The sequence below is a fragment of the Aliikangiella litoralis genome (assembly GCF_052495765.1).
This window is the reverse complement of the sequence record NZ_CP199292.1, coordinates 4,007,006-4,032,683: the sequence shown is the minus strand read 5'-3', so window position 1 is coordinate 4,032,683 and position 25,678 is coordinate 4,007,006. Positions and strand designations below refer to the sequence as shown.

The window sequence follows — 25,678 nt, the reverse complement described above, 5'->3', positions numbered from 1 at the left end:
GGGTAACTCCTAAATATATAACCTATTGATAATTAATCTATTGATAAATCCAGACGGAGATATAACTTGGACAAAAATATGAAAATCTTAGTGGTAGATGATTTTTCGACTATGCGTCGGATTATTAAAAATCTACTAAGAGATCTTGGGTTCACCAATACACATGAAGCCGATGATGGTAATACTGCATTACCCATGTTGCAAACAGGAAATTTTGATTTCTTAGTAACAGATTGGAATATGCCAGGTATGCAAGGTATTGATTTACTAAAAGCGGTGAGAGCTGATGACAAGTTGAAAACTCTTCCAGTGTTAATGGTAACTGCTGAGTCAAAACGAGAACAGATTATCGAAGCTGCACAAGCGGGTGTCAATGGCTATATTGTTAAGCCTTTTACTGCTGCTACGTTAAATGAAAAATTAGGCAAGATCTTCGAACGAATAGAAGGTTAGTCTCGTTTAGATTAAAGGAAGTGAGCCATGAACTTATCAGATAAAGAGCAGCTTGAAAAAACAATTAGTCAAACTCGTGAGCTTCTGTCATTGATGGAGGCTGATGCAATTGATGATGCTCAAGAGTTATTCGATACATTAACCCGTGATGGTGATGAGGATTTATTTAAAGAAATTGGAAAATTAACTCGGCACTTGCATGAAGCATTAACTAATTTTCAGTTAGATTCGAGAATTACTGACCTAGCAGCTTCAGAAATACCTGATGCAAAAGATCGCTTAAATTATGTGATTGAAAAAACAGAGCAAGCCGCGAACAAAACAATGGATAAAGTTGATCAGTGTCATCAACTGGCTGATGTTATTTCTAAAGATTCTGAAGAGCTTTTAATTGAATGGCAAAAGTTGTATCGACGTGAATTAGAGCCTGGAGATTTTAGAAAGTTATGTAAGCGTATAGAGTCTCATTTAGTTAAAAATAAAAATACTTCAAATGAACTTCAAGCCGGACTGTCTGAGGTCTTACTCGCACAAGATTATCAAGATCTAACGGGGCAGGTAATTCGACAGGTAATTACCTTGGTTCATGATGTAGAAGAAAGTATGGTTAATGTGATTAAAATGTTTGGCAATATGGATGGATATTCTCAGGCAAGAGATGAAACGAAAGTCGTTGAAGGTGTAGAAGGCCCAATTACTAATGCTGAAAAACGAAATGATGTAGTTAGTGGTCAAGATGAAGTTGATGACCTGTTATCTAGCTTAGGATTCTAGGGGGCCTTTGAATGTCGTTTGAAGCAGACGAGGAAATCTTACAAGACTTCTTAATTGAAGCTGGAGAAATTCTTGAGGCAATGTCTGAACAATTGGTTGCACTGGAAAATGAACCAGAAGATATGGATTTGCTCAATGGCATTTTCAGAGGCTTTCATACAGTTAAAGGTGGAGCGGGATTTTTATCATTAGAACCTTTAGTTGAAATTTGTCATATTACAGAAAATATATTTGATATTTTGAGAAACGGTGAAAGAGTTGCTGATGCCGATTTGATGGATCATATATTACAAGCTCTCGATATCGTTAACGAGATGTTTGAGGATGTTAGAGGTGGAGAGTATCCGACTAATGCAGATAAAGATTTTCTAGAAAAACTCGGTACTTATGCTGTTGTCGGTAGCAGTGAAAGCGTAAGTAATACTGCTTTACCTGATGTCGCTAAAGAAGGTGACATTACTGAAGATGAGTTTGACAATTTAATTAATGAAGTCTCTCAGACTGAGTCTTCAAATACCTTAGAACCATCAAGCGATGATATTACGGATGATGAATTTGATAAACTGTTAGATGAACTACATGGTGAAGGGAAGTTTTCTACAAATAGTTTTGGCGACAAAGAAGAGAATGAAACCGCAGAGCCTGTTGGGGATTCTCAAAAAGAAGAATCAATAACGGTTAATGCAACCAGTGATGATATCACCGATGAAGAGTTTGAAGCGCTTTTAGATGAGTTGCACGGTAAAGGAGCACCAAGTGCCGTATCCAATAATTCTACAGAGCCTGATAAAGCAGACTCTAAACCGGCCGCTAGTCAAACCTCAAGCAAAATAGATGAGTCAGATTTAATTGATGATGATGAATTTGAAGCATTACTTGATGAACTACATGGTAGTGGTTCTGGCCCTACTAAAAAAGAAGAACCAGCTAAAGTAGAGCAATCTAATAGTGGGGAGCAAAAGTCAAAAGCAGAAGTGACAGCTTCAAAGAAAGTGGTACCTAAGGTTGATAAACCCAAAGCTAAAACACCTCCGCCTAAAGCCTCTCCACCACCTGCTGCAAGTGTACCTAAAACAGGAACCAGCAAACCGATTAAAAAACCGACTGTTAAAAAGGCGGGGGGAACTGTCACCGAAGCGACAGTTAGGGTTGATACCAGACGTCTTGATGAAATAATGAATATGGTCGGTGAGTTAGTTTTGGCGAGAAACCGGCTTAAAACTTTAGGGCAATCTAATCCCGATGAAGATTTAACTAAAGCCATTGCTAACCTTGATATAGTTACTGCTGATTTACAAGGTGCAGTAATGAAAACTCGAATGCAGCCAATTAAAAAGGTTTTTGGCCGTTTCCCTCGTGTTGTTAGAGACTTAGCAAGAAGTCTTAAAAAAGAAATTTCGCTAGAAATGGTTGGTGAAGATACTGATTTAGATAAAAATCTGGTAGAAGCTTTAGCCGATCCTCTCGTGCATTTAGTTCGCAACTCTGTTGATCATGGGATAGAGTCTCCCGAGGATAGAGTAACTGCAGGAAAGCCAAGGAGCGGAAAGATTATTCTATCGGCTGCGCAAGAAGGCGATCACATTATGCTTGCCATTCAAGATGATGGTAAAGGAATGAATGCCAATGTATTACGTAACATTGCCGTAGAAAAAGGCTTAATGGATCGTGAGCATGCAGATAGGTTAACGAATGCAGAGTGCTATAACTTAATTTTTATGGCTGGGTTTTCAACCAAAAAAGAAATATCTGATATCTCTGGACGTGGTGTTGGTATGGATGTAGTTAAGACTAAAATAACCCAGCTTAATGGAACACTTTCAATAGATTCAACATTAGGTCAAGGCACTAAAATCATGATAAAAGTGCCTTTAACTCTAGCAATATTACCAACGCTAATGGTTAAAGTTAAGGAGCAGACATTTGCATTGCCTTTGACTTCTGTTAATGAAATTTTTCACCTTGATCTCACTAAAACAAATATTGTTGATGGACAGTTGGTGATTGTTGTTAGGGATAAAGCTCTCCCATTATTCTTCTTAAATGAATGGTTAACTCGTTCGCCTAATTTAGGTGAAAGAGAGCAAAAAGGACATGTTGTATTAGTTCAGGTCGGTACTCAGCGTGTAGGTTTTGTTGTTGATTCATTAATAGGCCAAGAAGAAGTTGTGATTAAACCGTTAGGTAAGTCTCTTCATGGAACCCCAGGAATGGCTGGTGCTACTATTACTAGTGATGGTGGCATCGCATTGATAATTGATATTCCAACATTACTTAAACATTATGCCGGCTAGTTATTCATAAAAAATATTAGTCAATGAATTTTCTATATTCAGGAGTCTTTTGTGGCAATAAAAGTATTAATTGTTGACGATTCACAATTTTTCTGTCGGCGTGTAGGTTCTATTTTGCACTCTGCACATGATATTGAAATTGTTGGTGTCGCAAACAACGGAAAGGAAGCAATCGAAAAAGCGCAAAAATTACAACCCGATGTGATTACCCTTGATGTAGAAATGCCAGTTATGGATGGGGTAACTGCGCTTAAACAGATTGTTAAAGTTTGTGATGCAAGAGTATTAATGTTGTCTTCATTAACTTATGAAAACGCGAAGATTACTTTGGATGCATTAGACGCTGGCGCTACTGACTTTTTATTGAAGTCTTATGAGTCTTTGTCTTCAGATAGTAGTGGATTAGTTGTTCAGTTACAGAAAAAAATCAGAGAAATTGGTGGCGCAAGAAAATTTCCTATGTATAAAGCGCCTGTTAATGAATCTGAAAAAGAAACTCAAACTGCTACACAACCCCTTCGTCCGGTCGACAATCGTCCTGTTGAACCAAAAGTCAGAGTTCCAATTAGAAAAGGAGCAATTAAGTTAGTGGCGATTGGTGCGTCGACAGGTGGACCTGTTGCTTTACAAAGAGTACTGGGTAATTTACCAGCCAATTATCCTTATCCAATTACTGTCACTCAGCATATGCCAGGTACTTTTACCGGCGCTTTTGCTAGTCGTTTAGATGGTTTATGTAATTTACACATTGTTGAAGCTACTGATGGTATGTCGTTACAGCCCGGTTATGTTTACATTGCTCCTGGTGGTAAGCAAATGGTGTTTGGTGGCTCTGCATCTAACCCTAAAATACAAGTGAGAGAAACTGATGCAAGGTTACAGTTTTCACCTTCTGTCGATGTTACATTTGGTTCAGCTTCGAAGTTATTTTCTGGTGATATTTTAGCGCTGGTTTTAACTGGCATGGGGGCTGATGGTACTGAAGGAAGTCGGTTAATAAAAGCAAAAGGTGGGACAATATGGGCACAAGATGAAGCATCGTGTGTTGTCTATGGAATGCCAATGTCGGTCACTAAAGCTGGTTTAACTGATGCTCAGCTTCCTATCGATCAAATTACCGGAGCTCTGATTAAGCAGGCTAAATAAATGGATAAACTAACATTTTTAGGTCTCATTATCGCGCTATCTGCTATTTTTGGTGGTCAGATATTAGAGGGAGGAAATGTTGATGCTCTGCTAGATTGGGCGGCATTTGTGATTGTCGTTGGTGGTAGCTTTGGTGCAGTGATGCTTCAGTCTCATAGTCAAACTTTTACCAAGTCGTTAAAAATTTTTGGATGGGTTATAAAAACACCTGTTCAACCTGTTGGAGAAGGAATTCATCAAATTTCAGATTGGAGCAACCTTGCTAGAAGAGAAGGTTTACTTGGGTTAGAAAAAAAACTTGATGATAGTTTCGATCCATTTATTTTAAAAGGCTTGAATATGCTAGTTGATGGCAATGACTCAAAGTCAATTAGAGATGCAATGTATGTTGAATTGGATGTTAATGACAAAGAGTTACTAAAAGCCGCTAAAGTTTATGAATCAATGGGAGGGTATTCACCAACATTAGGTATTGTTGGGGCTGTGCTTGGCTTAATTCATGTTATGGGAAATTTGAGTAACCCTGAATTATTAGGCAGTGGTATAGCAACAGCATTTGTTGCCACTATTTATGGTGTTGGTTTTGCCAATTTATTTTTTATTCCGGTTTATCACAAGTTAAGAGCTATTATTTCAGAACAGTCTCAATATCGAGAAATGATTATCGAAGGCATTGCTTGTATTGCTGACGGCGAGAACCCACGAGTTATAGAAAGTAAATTAAGTGGCTATGAGGTAAAGTAAAGTTATGCGCCGCTTTAGAAAAAATATTTTTGATGATGAGCAAGAAGTCGGGCGTTGGTTAATTTCTTATGCTGATTTTATTACTTTGTTGTTTGCTTTTTTTGTGGTGATGTATTCGATTTCTCAAGTTAATGAAAATAAGTATAAATTATTATCTAACTCACTGGTTAATGCATTTGATACACCGCCTAGTAGTTCTAAGCCTATTCAGATTGGAGAAGTGAGCCGGAGTATTTTGTCTGTAGGTGATAATGTTGAACCGCCTGATCAAAGTTCTAAGCATTCAGATTCTAAAAATCCAGATTCTGGAAAAATCGACTCAGAAAACTTTGCTTCGGTCGAAGAATTTAAAGCGTTAGAAACAGGCTTAAGAAAATCTTTGGGAGATCTGATTGATCAGGAGCTTGCAGAAATCAAATCTGATGCTAACTGGATTAATATTAATTTGCGAAGTAGTTTATTATTCCCTTCAGGAAGTGATGCTTTAAATGATGGTGCAGATCCTTTATTAGAAGAAGTTGCTGCGCACCTCAATACCAATAGCCAGTTGATTTTAGTCCATGGACATACCGATAATATTCCTATCAATACCGAGCGTTTTCCATCAAATTGGGAGCTTTCGAGTGCACGAGGTGTTGCAGTGGTACGTAAATTGCAGAACTTATCTGTGTTTGCACCAAGGTTGAGTGTTGAAGGGCATGGTGAGTTTCAGCCAATCGCATCTAACGATACTGTTGAAGGGCGAGCTAAAAACAGAAGGGTTGTAATTGCTATATCGCGTAAACAAGCTATTCAGAGACAAACAGCCGTTGCTGAGAGTACAAAAGTAGCAGAACCTAAGAAGACGCAAAAAGATATTGAACAGGAGTTCAAAATTGTCCGCCTACCGGGTGGAGGAATTCTTATTCGTGGCAAAGATTTGCCGAATAAAAAGGAATCGCCCAGTAATGATAACAAGTGAGGTAAGGTTTGAAAATCTGGACAGTGGCAAATCAAAAAGGTGGGGTTGGTAAAACCACTAGTGTAGCGGCTCTCGCCGGGATATTGTCACAACAAGGTTTTCGTGTTCTGATGCTTGATTGTGATCCTCATGCTTCTTTAACTTCATACTACGGATTTGATAGTGAGTCGTTAACCATCTCACTATATAATTGGTTTTCTCATCCCCCTCAAAATACTCAACAGGCTATTAACACCTTGATTTCTTTAGAAGAAAAAAATATTCACTTAATGCCTGCATCATTAAGTTTGGCTACATTAGATAAGCGCTTTAGTAGTAAAGAAGGAATGGGGTTAGTTATTGCTCGTGTGCTGAAGTTGTTAGAAGATGAATTTGATTATGTTTTAATCGACTGCCCCCCTGTTTTAGGCGTATTATTAATTAATGCGTTAGCTGCTTGTCAGCAGTTAATTATTCCAGTGCAGACTGAGTTTCTTGCGATTAAAGGCTTAGAAAGAATGATGAATACATTGAATATGGTGATTAAGGCTCAACATCATACAATAGGCTATACTATTGTACCCACTATGTTTGATCGGCGAACTAAAGCATCTATTCAAGCTCTAAGAAATATGCGTGATGAATTTGGTAGCCATCTTTGGGATAAAGTGATTCCGGTTGATACAAAGTTTAGAGATGCATCACGTCAGCATAAATCACCAAGCGTCGTATATCCAGATACTCACGGTGTGCTTGCTTATAAAAAGTTGGCTGAAAGAATGTTGTCTGTAACTGCTAGTGATAGGGTCGCCTGATGATTAGGTTATCAATTGAAATATTATGAAGCTAAACAAACCGCCAGTAACAGAAGAGCAATCCATACTCGAGGAGTATGTAGACTTCTTATTGCTTGACAATTCAAATGTACATCCGCTCAAAATCAAAAGCAGTCATCATAAAAACAGACAAGAAAATAATGAAAGTAACTTTGCTGAAACAAGAAAGAAAAATGTTAGAGAGGCTGAAAATAATACCAATAAGGAACAGATAACTCAGAAAGTTAAACAAGATAATTCAGCTAAAACTAGCATTACTCAAATTATTGATGATAAAAGAGACACCGCCAATATAATAGAGCCTGTTAATATTTTAGAAGATAAAAATGAATTAGAGCAGCCCCCTCCAAAATCAATGATATCACCTAAAGTTGCGGATGATAATCAGGAAACAAATAAAGCTAACATCAATCAAGCTAACATCAATCAAGCAGAAAGCACTATTACTGCCGTTCACGAATATGTTGAAGAGTCAGAAGAAGAGCAGTTAAAAGAGTGGAATGCGCTATTAAGTGCTAGTGAGCCATTAATAAATGCGGAAAAATCAGTTGATGAAGTAAAAAACTTTAATGATAAAGTTGTTGCACAGCCAGAAGTTGAAAGTCAGCTGATTAAAGAAAAAAAGGTATTGGAAAAAAAATATAATAAACTAGAAGAAAAAGACGTTTATCAAAAGAGTGCTGCTGAACAAGATGAAATAAAAGCAACAGAAGCAATTAGTCCGAAAAAAAATACAACACAACAATTAATTGATGAATACTTACCTGCTCAAAAAGATGAAAGGTTGGCTGGTGTTGAAAAGCTACTTTCACGAATATCTTTAGCGACTATACCTACTAATGCAGAGAGTGAAGCCGCTAAAACAACTCAAGCGATACAAAAAGCAGAACCGATTGTTGAAAGTGAAACAACCGCAGAAGCTACACAGGCAACTTTTATACAAAGAGAAGTGCAGAGAAATAAAGACATACTTCCTGATGTATTTCAAACTTTGATCTTTCAAGTTGCTAAATTACCTTTAGCTGTACCGCTGCTTAAGCTAGGGGGAATTAGCAAAATTACTCAAGAAGATATTACACCATTAGTTGGTACTCCAGATTGGTTTATGGGGTTGGTCCCTAATGAACGTGGTAACTTAATGGTAATAGATACGCAAAAATATTTGATGCCTGAACAAGCCGCTAACCGCGACGAGATAGAATATCAATATTTAATTATTTTAGATGATTCTAATTGGGCGCTTGCGTGTCATGGGGTGGGTGATGCTAAAAACTTAACAACTGATGATATTCGGTGGTCTGAAAAAACATCTAAACGCCCATGGTTTGCCGGTATGGTAGTCGAGTTTATGAGCGCCTTGATTGAAGTGGATGAATTGATTAATATGCTGGCAAAAAATATTGTCGAGTAGAGCATGCAACACAAGCGTTACTTTTTTTCATGGTTAGCTATTTTTAGTCTACTTAGTCTTTTTTTAGCGATAGAACCTCATGATAGGGCTGATTGGGCATTAGAAAATTTACTCGTTATTTTCTTTGTTTTTTTTATGCTACTAACGTATCGTAAATTTCCTTTCTCTCGTATTTCCTACACTTTAATTTTTTTATTTTTAATTTTGCATGAAATAGGTGCGCATTATACTTATGCTAAAGTGCCCTATGAATATTTTTTTCAGCAATATTTTGACTTTAGTGTTAATGCTTTTTTTTCTTGGGAAAGAAATAATTTTGATAGAGTCGTACACTTTTTATATGGCTTTTTTCTAGCCTATCCAATTAGAGAGTTATATTATAGGGTTGCGAATGCAAAAGGTTTTTGGGGATATTTTTTTCCTTTAGAGCTAACGATGGCTTCTTCAATGGTTTTTGAGTTATTTGAGTGGGCCGCTGCTGAAATTTTTGGTGGTGATTTAGGTGTTGTTTATTTAGGGACTCAAGGTGATATTTGGGACGCCCATAAAGATATGGCATTAGCCTCTTTAGGAGCCGCTATTGCTATGTTGATTACACTATTAATTAACCTTCGGTTACAACGAAATTTTAATAAAGAGTGGGGTGAGAGTTTGAGTATTAAGTATAAAGAACCAATGGGAGAAGATAAGTTAGAGGAAATGTTGAAAGACAATTAGTCAGAGTCGGTGCCTATATGATGTTATGATGATCAGTATAGGGCTCTTTCTTAATAGTAAAATGGGTAAGATACCCTGTTTTGTGCTGTAATGACCTTTCCTGTATTGCCTTTCGGTCCGTTTATCGCTATCAAAAATTAAAACAGTTATTCATCATATATACCGAATAAGTGATTTTCTAATAGGTACTTTTATTTATCAAAGAGATTTATTTTTTGATAACTAATCGTTTTTTTAAAACGTCATTTTACGTAGAGAAATATTAGCTATAATGAAACCGCCTAAACGATTGCATATGTTTCGTCATTAGGTAGCTGTAAAAATAACATTCTCAATCTCAATTTAAGGAGAGAAAAATGAAAAGTTTGATTAGAAAGTTAGCTGCAGTTTTATTGGTATCAAGCGCACCTGTTTATGCGCAACCCCCTTACGGACCAGATATGATCAATACACCAAACGGTGTTATGAACGAATGGACTGTCACCTATTATAATGACCAAGACTCTGGCATTTTATCACCGGGATCACACCGACAATGGGCTACTCAACGTTTATGTTTTTATTATGCCGGTGTAGCTGATTCACAACAGCGTTATTATGTAGTTAGTTCAAGCTATAGAGGTTGGTATGGAACAGCAACACAAGAAGGCGATTTGGTAAGAGTTAAATTAACCTTCTGGAATGGACGTGGTAATGATGAAATAGCTTTTGATTTGTCGACTATGGGCCCTAGAGATCGGGGGATGGGACATTGGGATGAAACCGTTGAAACATGGTCTCCGTTTGGTATTACCTTTTGGGGTAATACCGAGTTAGCTCGCGTTGGAAATTGTAATATCTCAAGTAGTGGAAAGAATACTGAAAATGAGTTTGATAAAGCTAATGAATTTCGTTTAGGAATGGGAGGGGTTAGTATTAATGCTGACGAAGAAGAAAAAACACCTATGGGAACAACACGCAAGGATATTCCTGATACTTCTAGATAGAAGTTAACAGACTTGTTGTATATTTAATTAGTATGCGAGCCTTGCAGTTCATTTGCAAGGCTCTTTAATATGAACTCTTTACTAAATTTAAACTTTTCTCTATGCCAATTGATAGTGATTTAGCTATAAATTGAAATATAACTTCGATAAAAAAGGCAATCAAAGATTGCCTTTTTAGTGATTTAAATAAGTCTAGTTAAGTTTATCCAAATGCACATCCATTTGAGGGAATGGAATAGAAATATTTTCTGCATCAAATGCTAGCTTTATTTTTTCATGAGAGTCAAAGTAAACCCCCCAATAATCGGCAGAATTAACCCAAGGTCTTACAACAAAATTTACCGATGAATCTGCAAGTTCAGAAACGGCAACAACTGGTGCTGGATCTTTTAGAATGCGAGAGTCTTCATTCAGTATTTTTTCAATCACATCTTTGGCTTTTTTAATATCATCACCATATCCAATACCAAAAACCATATCAACACGTCGTGTTGGCTTAGCTGAGTAGTTAGTGATCACATCACCATATATCTTGCCGTTAGGTACAATCAATTCTTTATTATCGCCTGTGCGTAACTTGGTAGAAAATATTGTGATCTTTTCTACAACGCCTGCAATGCCTGCAACCTCAACAAAGTCGCCTGATGTGAATGGGCGGAATACAATTAGCATTACTCCAGAAGCAAAGTTCTGTAATGAGCTTTGTAATGATAAACCAATAGCTAAACCGGCAGCACCAATTAATGCAATTAATGAAGTTGTATCTACGCCTAGTTTACCAACGGCAGCAATAATAACAAAAAGCATTAATAAACTTTTTATAATACCAGTAATAAAACCAACTAATATGTCATCTATTTTTGCTTTAATGAGTAGTGATTTAACCAGTTTAACGACGGTCTTTACAACCATCTTACCAATGATAAATATGGCAATTGCAAATAATAAATTTAAGCCATAGGGAATAACATAAGTTTCTACTATTTTTTGGATTGACTCTTGTGAGAATTCCATATTAATTTCCTCTTATTACTTTTAGTATCTAAGAGCACATCTGGCTTAAAGCCAGATGTGCTAGAAACGATTATTGTGGTTTTGATACTGTGGTTTTTATTTCAGCTTGAACTCGTCGGTTCGCTTTTCTACCTTCTGCGGTATCATTGTCGGCTATTGGAGACTCTTCCCCTTTGCCTATGGCACTAATTCTATCAGCAGATACTGATAAATTATTGACGAGGTAGTTCATTACTGCTTCTGCTCTTTTTTGTGATAGTTGTTGATTATATTTAGCAGAACCACGAGAGTCAGTATGCCCTTCTATGGTAACGTTTGTGTCTGGGTATTGGCGCATAAATTCAGCAACTTTATTAATTTCATCATTATATTCCCCAGAGATAGCATTACTGTTATTAGCAAACTGTACATTCAGTTTAATAGAAACATCTTCCGTTAATATGACACGACATCCATTCGCATCAACTTTAGCGCCTGCGGGTGTTTGTAAACATTGATCGTGCGAGTTGACAACACCATCTTGATCTGAGTCTAGCTCGCAACCGATACTATCAACCTCAACATTAGCAGCAGTATTTGGGCATTGATCATTGATATTAATAACACCATCATTATCACTATCTTGTGGCTTTGTTGCCACTGGTTGTTGAACAACTGTTGCAGTTCGTTTGCTAACATCGCCAAAAAAGTAATTTAAGCTAACGTAAGGAACCCAGTCTAAACGGCCTTTATTGATGCCTGATAAGGCATCAGCGCCAATAGTAAAGGATGTTTTCTCTCCGAGAGAGAAATCATACCCTGCGCCTAAGCGAGTTGCTAATCCGTGATTGGTTTCCGGCGCTTCTGTATAGTTACCAACACCAAGTTTCCAGAAAAAACTATTTTGATTACGTGGTTTAAAGCGGTAGCTGCTACTGATTGAGTAAAAGTGAGTGTCAAAATCACTTCCACCAGTCCATGAACGTTCTGTTTGTAATCGAGTATATTCTGCGCCAAATGACCAGTTGTTGGTGATTTGAGTACCTAAACCAATAAATAAATCGGTATCATCATTTAATAAACGAGCTCCATCAAATATAAAATGATTTGCACCTAATGAAAAATAGGGGCCTGTGACTTCATCATCAAAAGCTTGTGCAGTAAAAGATAAACTCGCAGTCATTATTGAGGCGAATGCTATGAACTTTTTCATGTTGTTTCCCTTAGTTATAAAAACTTACCAAATAAATATAAAAAACTTAATCAATTTCTTAAATTCAGACTGAGTTTGTTGCCGACTAGTTTATTATATTAATTAGTACATTAGTCTACTAACCAAACTGTTAAAATCAGTTGTTGCAAATTAAGAGGGGCGATTATAATCCTTAATTGAAGTGAGAACAATAAGTGATCCGACAAGCAACTCGCAAATGTTCTATGTAAAGAGCACAATAAAAATCTATAACCAATGAGCTATTATTGGTCATTTATTTAATGGAGCCAATTGAGTTTTTTTAGTTTGCGTATGAGAGATATTAAATAGGCTGTTTTATCAAACACTAATTTATCAAATGTGAACTGAGTCTAAGGTTCAATCATCAAAAAAACTATCGAGCTGAATGACTGCCTGCAATCATTAGACTTAGGGGGATTAGCTCTCATTTTGCTTATCACCAGGCCCTTTGGGGGGATGATTCATCAGGAGATTACTGGCTATAGTAATATTTAGAGCTGAATAAAAAGAAAGAAACTAATTATTATTTTTTTGCTGCAAATAAATAGTTAAGTGATAACGATGGGTTCCAGTCAGTTGCTTTTCGATTAAATGGATAAATAGCTTGTAAATCTAGTACCACGAATAAATTAGCATTAATATAATGACGATATCCAGCGCCAAGATTAACTGTGAAATCTTTGTTTTTAAAGGGAATGTTTTTATTAAATTGATAGTACCCAACTCCGAGTTTACTATACCAACTACTTTTGTATGGTGTGAATTGATAAAGCGTAGACAAATCTAAATAAGTAATATGTCCTAAGTTTGATGTTTCGCTAGTCACTTGAGAAGTTAGATAGTTTAATTCTGTTGACCAATGGTTGGATATTTGATAACCAATACCAACAAAAGATTCAGAAACCGGATCAAGCTTGGTTGTATTAGATACAGATAGACTAATTTGCTCTACGCCCAGAGTCATATAGTAGCCCAAAAAATCTTGAGCAGTTTCTATATTTGTTAGTTGGTTTTTAATTGATTGAGTTGGCTTTAACGATTCGGCGTGTAGGGCCAATGAATTAAGAGTTAAAGTAAACAATAAGATGAAAAGATGAAATATTGGACTTATTTTCATTTGAAAACCTTTCATACCGACATAAGAATAATAACAAAGCTTCGATCGAGAGTCTATGCTTAGGGCAAAGCTTGCTTTATTATATGAGATGTTGAGGGAAAAGTAGAGGTAATATGATGCGTTTATTGATCATTGCATTTAGCTTATTAATTACATTTGATGTAAACGCTAGTGAAACTGATATTTCATTACTGAGCAATTATGGTTTTTACGCTTCTTGGAAAAGTGAGCAAAGTACAGAAACTTTTGATGTTTCTCACCAAAATAGCTTTGCACTAAAAAATGTTTGGAGAAGCGCTGGTGAATATGCTTGGGAAATTTACTTTTCTGAACAGCAAGTGAAATTAAAACAATTAGAATTTAAAACCATTAACAACCTTGCTCATTTTGAGTTAAAGAGCTTGCAATTAGGAGCACTAAAAGAGAACCCTTTTTCTTGGGGGAGTGAATATTATGGGGCCGGTGTTGGTGTGACTCGTTTTACTGCCCGTGCTGATGAGTTAAATCCAAGTGAAAATATATCATTGTCTTTCTTTGGTGGCCTGCAAATGAAAATTACTCAACATTTTTTGTTAAGTTTTGAAGGCCGTATGCAATTACATCTATTAGATAGCATGACGTCTGTCAACTGTTCTCCTGAATGTGATATTGATATTAAAAGTCAGACATGGAGTAGTTTGCAAATTGGTGCAGGTTTAACTTATCGTTTTTAGCTGTCTTCTTGTTATATGAAAAACTCATACTGAGAGTTTATATTGAAACCTAAAGTCTTATTATTATCGGGTTATGATGCTGCAAGTCATTGTTACTGGCGAGAACAACTGTGCACCAGTTTAACTCAGTTTGACTGGACTCAATTGGCATTACCTCCCAGGCATTTTGCATGGAGAACCAGAGGCAGTAGTTTAACTTTTGCATTTGAGCATAAAAAGACTTTACAGCAAAAATATGATTTAATTATTGCTACTTCTATGGTTGATTTAGCCAGTCTAAGAGGATTTGTTCCGACATTAACTAATATTCCAACTATTTTGTACTTCCATGAAAATCAGTTTGTTTACCCTGTTTCTAATCATCAACCTAATATACTTAATGCACAACTAACCTCCATTTATAGTGCACTTTGTGCAGATCGTTTAATATTCAACTCAAATTATAATTTGAAAACATTTTTTAAGGGAGCAGAGAAATTATTAAAACGTATGCCTGATGGTGTTCCAGATAATTTATTGGTTGCGGCAAAACAAAGAGCTTCAATTTTACCGGTTCCTATTAATATAAAGCCTGCACCTCAAAAAAATAATATTATGTTAAGCAAAAATCGAGTAACCCAAATTGTTTGGAATCACCGCTGGGAATATGATAAACAGCCGCAAGTTTTTTTTGATGCAATGGTGATGTTAAAAGAAGAGGGGTATCCAATAAAACTTCATGTATTAGGACAATCATTTCGTAATGTGCCAGAAGTATTTTATGAAGCTAAAAATATGCTGTCTGCTGAGATTAAAACATGGGGTTTTCAAGAGCGAAGCCAATATGAATCGATTTTGCAACAGAGTGATTTAATCATCTCTACTGCATTACATGATTTTCAAGGACTGAGTTTATTAGAGGGGATTACTAAAGGCTGTATGCCCATTGCTCCTAAACGGGTTGTGTATCCTGATTATTTATCTCAACCCTACTTATATCCAGTAGCAACAGATACTGAAGTTGAGGCAAGGAACTTATATTTTCATATTAAAGATTGTATTCAACGTCAATACTTTGCTGTTCCCAATATTAGCCAATACTATGCTGACAAATGTTTACTAGATTATGCTATCTTTATCGAAACAATGCTCAAAAAGAGAGAGTTGAACGAAAATTGTTTCAGCTGATTGTTTTTCGTGTTTTTAATTATCAATAGCAATATGAATATCTAATAAAGAGTACGAATACTCAATAAGGAATACCCAATAAAGAATAGACAATACTGGGTTATTAGCCGTATGCTATTGGTTGTTATTCTATTATGTTATCTCCCCAAGCAAAGAATATTGTCTAAACTCTGAATTATGTCCAATTATATCGATTATTTTTTGATAAGCGTTTGAGGAATACCGATTTATCTCCTATATTCGTTAAAGAGATTAAAATAAATTTTTTATGTTTTATGCTAGTCCCCGTCTCCTTTAGAACTGATAAATGAGGAATGTCGCGGAGAGTGTTCTAATGATTATATTTCTCGTGAGATTTTATCAATATGTTTAAATTTAAGTCCATCAGAATGGAGCTAACCGTTTTATTATCGTTAGCTTTAGCGATCATCTTGATGGTCATTTCTGTCCTATTTATTCAAAAGGTTTCTGTTGAAACTCGTGAAACAGTAACTAAAGGGCTTTTAAGTGCGCTGACCTTGCAAACTGAGAAAATTCAGTCGTTCATATTGCAGCGGGGTGAGGCTGTTGAGGCGATGCTGAAGTCTCCATTTGTGATGAGTTGGTTTGAAAATTATCGTGAACGTGAGAAAGATTTATCCAATGATGCTGATTTTTCTAAATTGATTAAATACTTTAAGGTGCTCTCTGAAAGGGATGAGAAAGCAAAGTCTTATTTTTTTGCTAGTGCAATAACTGGTGAGTATTTTGATAGTACACAGGGGCGTACATCGGAGTTAGATGGTGTTGCTTATGATGCAAGAAAGCGGACTTGGTGGCCCGGCGTTATGGAGCAAAATAAGTTATTTATTGCTCAACCAGAAATTGATTATTTAGACGGTACGATGCTTTCTGTCATGCAAAGGCCGGTTTATAGTGATAAAGGTGAGTTGCTAGGAATTGGTGGGGCCGATGTTTTATTATCAACTATGAGAGATGAGGTGGCTTCTCAACTAAAGTATCAAGGTCAAGGAGAACCTTTTATTATTAATCGAGATGGTCGGGTGATTGTTTTTCCGGCCGATTCTAAAGTAATAGAGGCGAATATTGATATTGCTGAAGTTGATAATAAAATGAATGATGTATCGGGGTTTTCTTATTTAAAACAACAAATGCAAGCAAATGAAAACGGTATTATAGAAATTACCTGGAAAGGTAAGCCGCATATGGTAGCGTTTAATCACATCTCTTTAGAGCAACCTTATGTTGATTGGATGGTTGGGTTGATCATACCGACTAATATAATAGAAAAGCCTATTTTAGACAGTGTTAAAAGTGCAATTTATTCAATATTAATTATTTTAATTAGTATTGCTGCGGCTGTTTGGTTAGTTGCGTCAAGAATAACTCGACCTTTTAAAGAAGTGGTTAATGCGATGGGAGAGGTGGCCCATGGTGAGGGGGATTTAACGGCAAGGTTAAAAGTTGAAAGTAGTAATGAAGTTGGTCTATTTGCCCAACAATTTAATTTATTTATTGCTCATATTCAAAAAATTATGCAGGAGAATAAGAAAGTTATTGAAGAGCTTTATGAAAGTGCAGAAAAAGTAACCGTTATTACTAATTTAAGCGCTCAAAAAGCCGTACAACAAAGAGATGCAACTGATATGGTTGCCACGGCTGCAGAGGAGTTGAGTTATTCCGTGACTGGTGTGTCAGCAAATTCTAGCTCGGCACGTCATTCAACAGAAGAGGCCGATGCACAGGTTAAGAAGGGAGTTGATGTTGTTGAAGCGGCATCAAACAGTATTAATACTTTAGCACAAACAGTACAGGAGGCTTCTCAGGTTATTGATAATTTGAATACTGATAGTTCGAAAATTGGAGAAGTTTTAGAAGTTATTCGAAGTATTGCTGAGCAGACTAATTTGTTGGCCCTAAATGCCGCTATTGAAGCAGCAAGAGCAGGAGAGCAAGGAAGAGGTTTTGCCGTTGTTGCTGACGAGGTTCGTTCGTTAGCCAGCCGGACTCAAGAGTCAACTGAGTCTATCAGGCAGATTATTGATGGTTTGCAAGCTAATGCTAATAATGCTGTAGCAGCAATGGAGGTTGGTAAAGAGCATGCACAAGCTGGTGTCGACAAGTCGATGTTAGTGCAAGATGTATTACAAAGTATTGCAATAGCCATTTCTGAAATTCAAACTCAATCGATAGAAATAGCTAACTCAACAAAAGAACAAGCAAAAGCATCAGGTGAAATTACTCAACAAGCGGCAGAAATTAGAAAGTTATCTGAAGAAACCGCATCTCAAATTGCTGAGGTTCAAGCTGGCACAAAAGCACAGCGCGAAGACATCCATAAATTATCGGAGTTAATTAGCGTGTTTAAGATTTAGCCTAGTTTTTACAAAGGTGTACCAAAAGCCAAGAACTGTGATGGTAAGTGCTTTATAAGGATGGCTTTTATAAATATTAGTCTTAATTTCAATAATCAATTTTTAATAATAATCATTTCTTTATGAGTAAATTAGTCTACGCTTATTTTAAAGGAAGTGTGATTAATTGTAGAGTTTGCTGAAGAAAAAGTAAGCGGTTTATCTGTCATATTCTTGACTTCAATGGCTCACTTTATACAAAGCTTTTACCTCTTGCATTGTCTTGACACTTTAAATGCTCAAAGGTGTTAAGGTATCTGCAATGTGATTGATTCGGAAATTGTGATTGAACACATGAAAAGTGAAATAAATATCAAGAAGGAATTGCATCTCAACTCGAAATTAATAGCTGAGAATATGGTAAATATTTCCCCGTGGTTATTGTGGGGAATATTACTCATTTGTTGTGCACCATTACTATTTCCGATCGATCTTGCGAGTTATAGTGAAACAAGTGACATTCAAATATTAATTCAACAAGAGGTATCACCAACTACCCTTCAAGAAAAAATACTTCACTCACTGCAAGGAGAAGTTCATCATGCATTGATGGAGTGGAGTGCTATTACGATAGCATTGCTTTGCCTATTCATGGCCTTCTCCCGTTTTAAAATCAATCAGGATATAGTTGCTCCACTAATAGGGCTAGCTTTAGCTTTTAGTGGTGTTTTAGATGCATTACACGTTCTTTCTGCTACTCGAATTATTGAAAGTGCTGCAGGCAATCAAGAGATAATGCCATTTACATGGGCTGTTGCCAGAATTTTTAATGCTTTAGTTTTACTCTTAGGTGGTGTGTATATTTTATATTTTAAACAGCTAAAAATCACACTAGATATGAAATTTAGTTTGATCGCTGTTTTGGCTGTTATTGGGATTATTTATGGGATGTACCTTTGGATTAGTACCGGTGTAAACGTCCCTAAAACGCAATTTTCTGATTCGGTTATAAATCGTCCTTACGATATTTTTCCTCTTATTGCTTTTTGCTTATGTTTGCCATTGTTTTATCGTATTTACCAGTCGAATAAAAATTATATGATTGGTTTTTTGTTGCTAGGGCTGGTCGCCAATATTTTCTCTGGCGCTTATATGGTATTTGGTTCAAAAGAGCTCTATGACCATTATTTTAATGCAGCACACCTGTTAAAAGTTTTAGGATATTTGCTGCCTTTTATTGGCTATTTTATTGACTATAGAACTATTTTTCTTATACAAGAAACACAAAAGTTAGAGTTGAAAAAACTTAATTTTTCACTATCAGATAAACAAAAACAGTTACGTACTATTAATGATGTTTTACCTGTTGGCTTGTTGCAAGTAAATAGTCAAGGAGTGATTGTTTCTGCTAATAACTATGCCAATGAAATCTTTGGCTATTCTTCGGGTGGTTTATTAGAGCAAAGTATTGAGTCGCTTGTTCCTACGCATATTGAAAAACAGCATGTTTCATTAAGAGAAAACTTTCAGAAAAAATTTGAAACAAGACGAATGGCTAAAGATGCTGACAACTTAGTGGGTAAGCGAAAGGACGGAAGTTTTATTCCTTTAGAAATAGGTTTGGCTTCAATTGTTATCGATAATGAAAAACAAACTTTAGTCTCATTAATAGATATAGCTGAACGTAAACAACTAGTACAGAGTTTACAAAATAAAAATGAACAAATGGATCTGGTTATTACTAGACTACGCCGTTCAAATGAACAACTAGAAAGGTTTGCCTATGTATGTTCACATGACCTACAAGAGCCTATACGTATGGTGGAAAGTTTTAGTTTGTTATTGCAAGAACGTTTGGATTCAAAATTACTAGATAAGAATGAAAAATATTTGAAATTTGTTATTGATGGTGCCTCCAGAGCAAGAGAGATGGTAAGTGATATTTTGTTTTTTTGCCGGCTTGAGCAAACAGTAGATAACAAGTCTTTAGTCAGTTTGAGTGAAATATGTCAGCAAGTTAAAGAGACGATTGGAGATAGTTTAAGAGAAAAAAAAGCTTCGTTTAAGTGGGATGAACCTCTTCCTAGCTTTACTGCTGTTCGCTCTCAGTTGTTTCAGCTGTTTTTGAACTTAGTGAGTAATGGTATTAAATTTAATCGAAGCTTAAAGCCTGAAGTTTTTGTTTCGGCTTCAAAAAAAAATGGTTTTTGGGAAATTAGGGTTAGAGATAATGGGGTGGGTATTAAACCTGACTACCATAAAAAAATATTTAATATTTTTGAACGTTTACACTCGAAAAGTGAATTTCCCGGCACTGGTATTGGGCTGGCTAACTGTATGAAAATCATTGAACAGCATGATGCTGAATTACAGGTGGAATCTAAGGAAGGAGAAGGTGCTGTTTTTATTATTAAATGGCCCGACAAAAAAATATAGCTAAACCAATTGGATTAATTTGAAGGTAAAAAAAGTAGCGGGCTTTCTGGTTTTGGCGAGTAAGTTGTTTATGTGATTTTTAACTAAGGATAACTAAAATATGCAGTGCACTTTATAGTTAATGAATAACTGTTTTAGGTTGAAATGATAAAATGTTGTGAGAGGAAGTGTATATGAAGCCAATTGAAATATTGTTGATAGAAGATAATCCTGGTGATGTTGAGTTAACAAAAGAATCTTTGCGTAATGGGAAAATTAAAAACAATCTAAAAGTAATTATGGATGGAGAGGAGGCGTTAAACTTTCTTTTTAGAGAGCTTGATGATGTTGATGAAATGTTACCTGATATTATTTTGCTTGATCTTAACTTGCCTAAAGTGAGTGGGAGAGAAATTTTAAAAGCATTAAAAGAAGATGAGTTAAGGTGCTCTGTTCCTGTCATTGTTTTGTCAAGTTCTGAAGCTGCATCAGATATAAAGAGTAGTTATCAGTTACATGCTAATTGTTTTATCACTAAGCCTGTTATGTTGAATGATTTTCTAAATGTGATAAAAACAATAGAGTCCTTTTGGGTTGAAATTGTTAAGTTGCCCGAAAAGGGCCGTTAATTATGTCTTCAGACTTATTTAAGAAAAAACATTCTGTAGAAGAATATGAAGTTCAGCAAATAATTTATGGTATTACTCATGATATGGGGGCTCCATTGCGTTCGGTAATTAGGTTTTCTGAGCTTTTACAGGTGCGATTGAATGAACGTTTAGATGATAAAGAAAAATATTGGTTAGAATTAATCAAAACAGGTGGTGAAAAAGCACAAGCAATGGTTGATTCTTTGTTAGTCTATTCAAGATTAGCTAAAAGCGATTTAACCATAAAGCGAATTGAACTTGCTGATTTGATGCTTAGTACATTTGATAAAGAAAAAAGTAAGAGCTTGAGGTGTGAACCAAATAAAAAAATTGAAAGTAATGTCTGCTTTTTAGGTGAAAATGTTAGTTTTTTAGGCGTTTTAAAACATTGGCATTTGTTCTTTTCAAATATTTTTGAAAATGCATTACTTTATCAACCTAAAAATGATAAAAATAATACGATTAAAGTAAGCTTCGGTTACCATTTAAAGGGGACTCAGTTAGAAGTTTTTGTAGAAGATAATGGAATAGGTGTATCTGAAATACAAAAAAATGATTTAGTACGTCCTTTTATGCGAGGTCAAAGTGAACAGGATTATCCTGGTTTAGGTATGGGGTTGACTTACTGTCAACGTATTGCTCGTATTAATGGTGGAGAAATTAGCTTTGAAAATTCTGCATTAGGAGGATTGAAGGTCACATATCTCGTTGATATTAGTAAAGGTAGTTTCTATGACTAAGGAACAAAAAAAATTATCTTCAACTAAAAAGAAATTATCAAATGTCTATTTAATGGCGGAAGATAACCCTGCTGATGCTGAATTAGTGAAAGAAATGCTTGAACAAGCTTTTTTAGGAGAATATTCGGTTGTTTGTGTTGATCGGTTTTGTAAAATTAAAAACGCATTAGATAAAGGAACCTTTGAAGCATTAATTTTAGATATGAATTTACCTGATCGCTCTGGCATAGAAAATGTTATGTTGCTTGGAAAAAAATATCCTGACTTACCTATTGTTGTTTTAACCGGGCAAGATGATTTAGCTCTCGCTGTAGAGTCGCTTAAACGTGGTGCTCAAGATTACTTGAGCAAGAAGCATGTTACTCCAGAAGTTTTATCACGTAGTTTACGCTATGCCCAAGAACGAAAAAATATAGAGTTAAAACTTCGTCAAGCTTTAAATGATTCTGCTGACAGGAATCAACAACTAGAAAAAATGGCAAGATATGACTTTTTAACATCTCTCCCTAACCGTTCTCATTTTGATAGTGTTGCCAACCGAACTTTGCATAGTGCCTTGCGCGTTAACAAATTAGTTGCTTTGCTTTACTTTGATATTAATAACTTTAAAAAAGTGAATGATAGTTATGGCCATGCGGCAGGAGACTCTCTACTAAGAGAGGTTGCCAAACGATTGCAACAAACGGTTCGTGAAACTGATTTTGTCGCGAGGTTAGGAGGTGATGAATTTGTACTTATTACTGACTTATTAGATGAAAAAAAAGAAGTTTATAAATTAGTTAATCGTTTATTAGAAGCTTTTGAAGTTCCAATTGATATTGAGGTTCATCAAATGCAATGTAATATTTCTATTGGTGTTGCATTTTTTCCTGATGCTAAAACATTAGAATTATTAATGAAGCAAGCTGACTGTGCTATGTATGAAGCAAAGGAAAAGCGCCATGTTCCCGTTTGCTTTTATACTAAACAAATGGAATCTATTTATAAAAGAAATATAGAAATAGAGTCTCAAATTGGCTTAGCTATGCTTAATAAAGAGTTTGATGTCTGTTTTCAGCGTATTATATCAGCAAGTCGTAGTGACGCTTTTATTGTAGAAGGATTACTTCGATGGCACTCTAAGGCTTTAGGCCAAATTAATCCAGATGAGTTTATTCCGATTTTAGAAAATACGCCTATAATCAATCAACTGACCTATATTGTTCTTGAACGGTCAAAAAAGTTAATGTGTCTGTTAGAAGAATTGTCTCAACAAGTGGAGCGAGTAAAGATTAATGTTACTATTTCGCAAATTGTTTCTCAGCCATTTTGTAAACAGTTTTTGGGCTGGTTAGAAGAATTAAATATTTCGCCTAACTTGATTTGCCTTGAACTAACAGAACGAGAAATGGTTAAAAATGCTACGCTTTGCCGAGCTCAGATTGATAGTTTACGTCAACATGGGGTTCAATTTGCATTGGATGATTTTGGCACAGGTTATTCGTCAATTACTCATCTATTAGAGGTCCCTATTGACTATTTGAAACTGGATAGAATACTTATTGCTCGGATAGATGAAAATGAGCGAAACCAAGCACTTGTTGCTGGTATTATAGAAATGGCCCACAGGCTTAATATGGAGGTTATTGCTGAAGGAATTGAATGCCAGAAAGAACTCGATGTTATAAAGCAATTGGGTTGTGACTATTATCAAGGTTTCTTAATGGCAAAACCTATGCCTATCGATGAGCTAGTTTGTTTGTATTTGAGGGAAATTTATGATGGTGTAAACAAGCCATAAACGTCATATATTTCGTTATAAAAGCAAATACCTTATATAAATTAACTCATTAATTTCTCGTTGCTATACTGGTTTGTTATGCTCAATAGAATTTTAGGTTTTGGTAGGGAAAATACTAGTACGCATGATTTTGTGGTTTTTATAAACGGCTACGGCTTCACAAAACTGTTTTAATGGGCTTTTAACACAAAATAGTGAGTTAACTATTACACCAGCTAATGAATTTAAATAAAAGACTTTAACTTATTGAAATAATTGGTTATTTCAATAAAGTGATTGAATAATATCATTCAAACTTCTAGCTCACTAGTCAAACTTTGATATATCCAAACAAAAAGCACAACTTTTAAGATAAAATAAGGTACAATTCGCCCCTTTTTTGAGAACTTAGTTAATCGTTTTTATATGTCGTACACTCAATACATCCGTAATTTTTCTATAATAGCCCATATCGATCATGGAAAATCGACACTTTCTGATCGTTTAATTCAGGTCTGTGGCGGGCTAACAGAGCGTGAAATGTCGGAGCAAGTGTTAGATTCAATGGATTTGGAGCGTGAAAGAGGCATTACTATTAAAGCCCAAAGTGTGACGCTCAATTATAAAGCTAAAGATGGTCATGATTACCAACTTAACTTTATTGATACCCCTGGCCATGTCGACTTTTCTTATGAAGTCTCGCGTTCATTAGCAGCTTGTGAAGGTGCTTTATTGGTTGTTGATGCAGGGCAAGGTGTTGAAGCTCAAACTTTAGCTAATTGTTATACGGCAATAGAGCAAGATCTGGAAGTGATCCCAGTATTAAATAAAATAGATTTGCCTCAAGCCGATCCCGATAGAGTAGCACAAGAAATTGAAGATATCATTGGTCTTGAGGCTATGGATGCTGTTCAATGTAGCGCTAAAACGGGGGTTGGAATTAATGAATTACTGGAAGAGTTAGTTGAAAAAGTGCCAGCGCCTACTGGGGATTCTTCTGCTCCATTACAAGCATTGATTATTGATTCGTGGTTTGATAACTATCTTGGTGTGGTTTCTTTGGTAAGAGTGGTGCAAGGGACTCTTACACAAGGCGAGAAGATGCTCGTTATGTCAACAGGGAAAAGCCATCAAGTTGATTTTGTTGGAATTTACACCCCTAAACGTCATGACTTATCCGAGTTAAAAGCAGGGGAAGTTGGTTATGTGATTGCGGGTATTAAGGAAATTCAAGGGGCTCCGGTTGGTGATACTTTAACGACGACTAAAAACCCTGCTGAGGCACCACTACCCGGTTTTAAAATGATTAAGCCTCAAGTTTATGCTGGCTTATTTCCTGTATCTTCTGATGATTACGAAGCTTTTAGAGACGCATTAGCCAAATTAAGCTTAAATGATTCTTCACTATTTTATGAACCAGAAAACTCACAAGCGTTAGGTTTTGGTTTTCGATGTGGTTTTCTGGGTATGCTGCATATGGAGATTATTCAAGAGCGCTTAGAGCGGGAATATGACTTAGATTTAATCACAACTGCACCGACAGTTGTTTTTGAAGTTGTATCTAGCAAGGGAGATACTATTTATGTTGATAACCCTTCTAAACTACCGGATCCAAGTGAAATTGAAGAAATGAGAGAGCCTATTGTGGAAGCCAATATTTTGGTTCCACAAGAGCATTTAGGTAGTGTTATAACATTATGCGTAGAAAAACGGGGTGTGCAAACCAAAATGGAATATGTGGGAAATCAGGTATCTCTTGCATATCATTTGCCCATGAATGAAGTTGTTTTGGACTTTTTTGACCGTTTAAAGTCGGTTAGTCGTGGTTATGCATCACTTGATTACAATTTCAAACATTTTCAAGCCGCTGATTTAGTTAGACTAGATGTCTTAATTAATGGTGATAAAGTCGATGCATTAGCCATTATTGTGCATAAAGATCAGGCACAATACCGGGGGCGGGAATTGGTAGACAAGATGCGTGAGTTAATTCCACGCCAAATGTTTGAGGTAGCAATTCAAGCTGCTATTGGTAACCATATTGTTGCTCGTTCTACGGTCAAAGCTTTGCGTAAAAATGTTACTGCAAAATGTTATGGTGGTGATGTATCACGTAAAAGAAAGTTGTTAGAAAAGCAAAAAGCAGGTAAAAAGCGGATGAAAAAAGTTGGTCGAGTGGAAATACCACAAGACGCATTTTTGGCTGTATTGCAAGTTGGTAAAGATTAATCATTG

The 25,678-nt window shown here is 35.9% G+C and carries 21 protein-coding genes; 18 read left to right on the top strand and 3 right to left on the bottom strand.

Annotation, left to right across the window (positions count from 1 at the left end):
* Nucleotides 1–78: 78 nt before the first annotated feature.
* The 10 genes from cheY to ACT5E3_RS16675 all read left to right on the top strand — a co-directional run bounded on the left by cheY (nt 79) and on the right by ACT5E3_RS16675 (nt 10,301).
* On the top strand, nt 79–453 hold the full coding sequence (cheY, locus tag ACT5E3_RS16720; RefSeq protein WP_444994681.1) for a chemotaxis response regulator CheY: 375 nt from the start codon (nt 79–81) through the stop codon (nt 451–453).
* A gap of 27 nt (nt 454–480) precedes the next feature.
* The gene (locus ACT5E3_RS16715; RefSeq protein ID WP_444994680.1) at nt 481–1,227 is read left to right on the top strand and encodes a protein phosphatase CheZ; all 747 of its coding nucleotides are present in this window, start codon (nt 481–483) and stop codon (nt 1,225–1,227) included.
* Nucleotides 1,228–1,238: 11 nt separating this feature from the next.
* Nucleotides 1,239–3,521, top strand: coding sequence for a chemotaxis protein CheW (locus ACT5E3_RS16710; protein WP_444994679.1), 2,283 nt, complete (start codon nt 1,239–1,241; stop codon nt 3,519–3,521).
* 51 nt (nt 3,522–3,572) lie between these two features.
* The gene (locus tag ACT5E3_RS16705) at nt 3,573–4,667 is read left to right on the top strand and encodes a protein-glutamate methylesterase/protein-glutamine glutaminase (protein WP_444994678.1); all 1,095 of its coding nucleotides are present in this window, start codon (nt 3,573–3,575) and stop codon (nt 4,665–4,667) included.
* Nucleotides 4,668–5,411, top strand: a complete 744-nt coding sequence (locus ACT5E3_RS16700) for a flagellar motor protein (RefSeq protein ID WP_444994677.1) — start codon at nt 4,668–4,670, stop codon at nt 5,409–5,411.
* Nucleotides 5,412–5,415: 4 nt separating this feature from the next.
* Nucleotides 5,416–6,372 carry a flagellar motor protein MotB gene (locus ACT5E3_RS16695; RefSeq protein WP_444994676.1) on the top strand — a complete coding sequence of 319 codons (957 nt, stop codon included), beginning with the start codon at nt 5,416–5,418 and terminating at the stop codon, nt 6,370–6,372.
* A gap of 23 nt (nt 6,373–6,395) precedes the next feature.
* On the top strand, nt 6,396–7,166 hold the full coding sequence (locus ACT5E3_RS16690; RefSeq protein ID WP_444994675.1) for a ParA family protein: 771 nt from the start codon (nt 6,396–6,398) through the stop codon (nt 7,164–7,166).
* Nucleotides 7,167–7,191: 25 nt separating this feature from the next.
* A complete protein-coding gene (locus tag ACT5E3_RS16685) occupies nt 7,192–8,598 on the top strand; it encodes a chemotaxis protein CheW (RefSeq protein WP_444994674.1) in 1,407 nt (468 codons plus the stop codon).
* A gap of 3 nt (nt 8,599–8,601) precedes the next feature.
* Entirely contained in the window at nt 8,602–9,315 is a 714-nt protein-coding gene (locus ACT5E3_RS16680; RefSeq protein WP_444994673.1) for a DUF2238 domain-containing protein, read from the top strand.
* A gap of 356 nt (nt 9,316–9,671) precedes the next feature.
* The gene (locus tag ACT5E3_RS16675; RefSeq protein WP_444994672.1) at nt 9,672–10,301 is read left to right on the top strand and encodes a hypothetical protein; all 630 of its coding nucleotides are present in this window, start codon (nt 9,672–9,674) and stop codon (nt 10,299–10,301) included.
* Between the two features lie 192 nt (nt 10,302–10,493).
* Here ACT5E3_RS16675 and ACT5E3_RS16670 read toward each other — a convergent pair whose 3' ends face one another.
* From ACT5E3_RS16670 to ACT5E3_RS16660, 3 genes are all read right to left on the bottom strand, one after another.
* Nucleotides 10,494–11,315: a mechanosensitive ion channel family protein gene (locus ACT5E3_RS16670; RefSeq protein ID WP_444994671.1), complete on the bottom strand. Its 822-nt coding sequence runs from the start codon at nt 11,313–11,315 to the stop codon at nt 10,494–10,496.
* Nucleotides 11,316–11,385: 70 nt separating this feature from the next.
* A complete protein-coding gene (locus ACT5E3_RS16665; protein ID WP_444994670.1) occupies nt 11,386–12,507 on the bottom strand; it encodes an OmpA family protein in 1,122 nt (373 codons plus the stop codon).
* 544 nt (nt 12,508–13,051) lie between these two features.
* Nucleotides 13,052–13,645 (bottom strand): outer membrane beta-barrel protein, encoded by a 594-nt coding sequence (locus ACT5E3_RS16660; RefSeq protein WP_444994669.1) that lies wholly within the window; start codon nt 13,643–13,645, stop codon nt 13,052–13,054.
* Nucleotides 13,646–13,758: 113 nt separating this feature from the next.
* On the opposite strand from ACT5E3_RS16660, the gene ACT5E3_RS16655 reads away from it, so the two are divergent.
* From ACT5E3_RS16655 to lepA, 8 genes are all read left to right on the top strand, one after another.
* Nucleotides 13,759–14,358: a hypothetical protein gene (locus ACT5E3_RS16655; protein WP_444994668.1), complete on the top strand. Its 600-nt coding sequence runs from the start codon at nt 13,759–13,761 to the stop codon at nt 14,356–14,358.
* Between the two features lie 42 nt (nt 14,359–14,400).
* Nucleotides 14,401–15,525: a tRNA-queuosine alpha-mannosyltransferase domain-containing protein gene (locus tag ACT5E3_RS16650; RefSeq protein ID WP_444994667.1), complete on the top strand. Its 1,125-nt coding sequence runs from the start codon at nt 14,401–14,403 to the stop codon at nt 15,523–15,525.
* A gap of 365 nt (nt 15,526–15,890) precedes the next feature.
* Complete coding sequence (locus tag ACT5E3_RS16645; RefSeq protein WP_444994666.1) at nt 15,891–17,900, top strand: methyl-accepting chemotaxis protein; 2,010 nt, start codon at nt 15,891–15,893, stop codon at nt 17,898–17,900.
* 396 nt (nt 17,901–18,296) lie between these two features.
* On the top strand, nt 18,297–20,315 hold the full coding sequence (locus ACT5E3_RS16640; RefSeq protein ID WP_444994665.1) for an ATP-binding protein: 2,019 nt from the start codon (nt 18,297–18,299) through the stop codon (nt 20,313–20,315).
* Nucleotides 20,316–20,488: 173 nt separating this feature from the next.
* Nucleotides 20,489–20,923, top strand: coding sequence for a response regulator (locus tag ACT5E3_RS16635; protein ID WP_444994664.1), 435 nt, complete (start codon nt 20,489–20,491; stop codon nt 20,921–20,923).
* A 2-nt stretch (nt 20,924–20,925) separates the two neighbouring features.
* On the top strand, nt 20,926–21,684 hold the full coding sequence (locus tag ACT5E3_RS16630; RefSeq protein ID WP_444994663.1) for a sensor histidine kinase: 759 nt from the start codon (nt 20,926–20,928) through the stop codon (nt 21,682–21,684).
* Nucleotides 21,677–23,464, top strand: a complete 1,788-nt coding sequence (locus ACT5E3_RS16625) for an EAL domain-containing protein (protein WP_444994662.1) — start codon at nt 21,677–21,679, stop codon at nt 23,462–23,464. Before ACT5E3_RS16630 ends, ACT5E3_RS16625 begins: the two co-directional genes overlap by 8 nt.
* A gap of 405 nt (nt 23,465–23,869) precedes the next feature.
* A complete protein-coding gene (gene lepA / locus ACT5E3_RS16620; RefSeq protein WP_444994661.1) occupies nt 23,870–25,672 on the top strand; it encodes a translation elongation factor 4 in 1,803 nt (600 codons plus the stop codon).
* The last annotated feature ends 6 nt before the right edge of the window (nt 25,673–25,678 follow it).

Excerpts from the sequence above, each read along its gene's own strand:
- cheY (WP_444994681.1), top strand. The coding sequence starts at position 79 with ATGAAAATCTTAGTGGTAGATGATTTTTCGACTATGCGTCGGATTATT.
- ACT5E3_RS16715 (WP_444994680.1), top strand. The coding sequence starts at position 481 with ATGAACTTATCAGATAAAGAGCAGCTTGAAAAAACAATTAGTCAAACT.
- ACT5E3_RS16710 (WP_444994679.1), top strand. The coding sequence starts at position 1,239 with ATGTCGTTTGAAGCAGACGAGGAAATCTTACAAGACTTCTTAATTGAA.
- ACT5E3_RS16700 (WP_444994677.1), top strand. The coding sequence starts at position 4,668 with ATGGATAAACTAACATTTTTAGGTCTCATTATCGCGCTATCTGCTATT.
- ACT5E3_RS16695 (WP_444994676.1), top strand. The coding sequence starts at position 5,416 with ATGCGCCGCTTTAGAAAAAATATTTTTGATGATGAGCAAGAAGTCGGG.
- ACT5E3_RS16685 (WP_444994674.1), top strand. The coding sequence starts at position 7,192 with ATGAAGCTAAACAAACCGCCAGTAACAGAAGAGCAATCCATACTCGAG.
- ACT5E3_RS16680 (WP_444994673.1), top strand. The coding sequence starts at position 8,602 with ATGCAACACAAGCGTTACTTTTTTTCATGGTTAGCTATTTTTAGTCTA.
- ACT5E3_RS16675 (WP_444994672.1), top strand. The coding sequence starts at position 9,672 with ATGAAAAGTTTGATTAGAAAGTTAGCTGCAGTTTTATTGGTATCAAGC.
- ACT5E3_RS16670 (WP_444994671.1), bottom strand. The coding sequence starts at position 11,315 with ATGGAATTCTCACAAGAGTCAATCCAAAAAATAGTAGAAACTTATGTT.
- ACT5E3_RS16665 (WP_444994670.1), bottom strand. The coding sequence starts at position 12,507 with ATGAAAAAGTTCATAGCATTCGCCTCAATAATGACTGCGAGTTTATCT.
- ACT5E3_RS16660 (WP_444994669.1), bottom strand. The coding sequence starts at position 13,645 with ATGAAAATAAGTCCAATATTTCATCTTTTCATCTTATTGTTTACTTTA.
- ACT5E3_RS16655 (WP_444994668.1), top strand. The coding sequence starts at position 13,759 with ATGATGCGTTTATTGATCATTGCATTTAGCTTATTAATTACATTTGAT.
- ACT5E3_RS16645 (WP_444994666.1), top strand. The coding sequence starts at position 15,891 with ATGTTTAAATTTAAGTCCATCAGAATGGAGCTAACCGTTTTATTATCG.
- ACT5E3_RS16640 (WP_444994665.1), top strand. The coding sequence starts at position 18,297 with ATGGTAAATATTTCCCCGTGGTTATTGTGGGGAATATTACTCATTTGT.
- ACT5E3_RS16635 (WP_444994664.1), top strand. The coding sequence starts at position 20,489 with ATGAAGCCAATTGAAATATTGTTGATAGAAGATAATCCTGGTGATGTT.
- ACT5E3_RS16630 (WP_444994663.1), top strand. The coding sequence starts at position 20,926 with ATGTCTTCAGACTTATTTAAGAAAAAACATTCTGTAGAAGAATATGAA.
- ACT5E3_RS16625 (WP_444994662.1), top strand. The coding sequence starts at position 21,677 with ATGACTAAGGAACAAAAAAAATTATCTTCAACTAAAAAGAAATTATCA.
- lepA (WP_444994661.1), top strand. The coding sequence starts at position 23,870 with ATGTCGTACACTCAATACATCCGTAATTTTTCTATAATAGCCCATATC.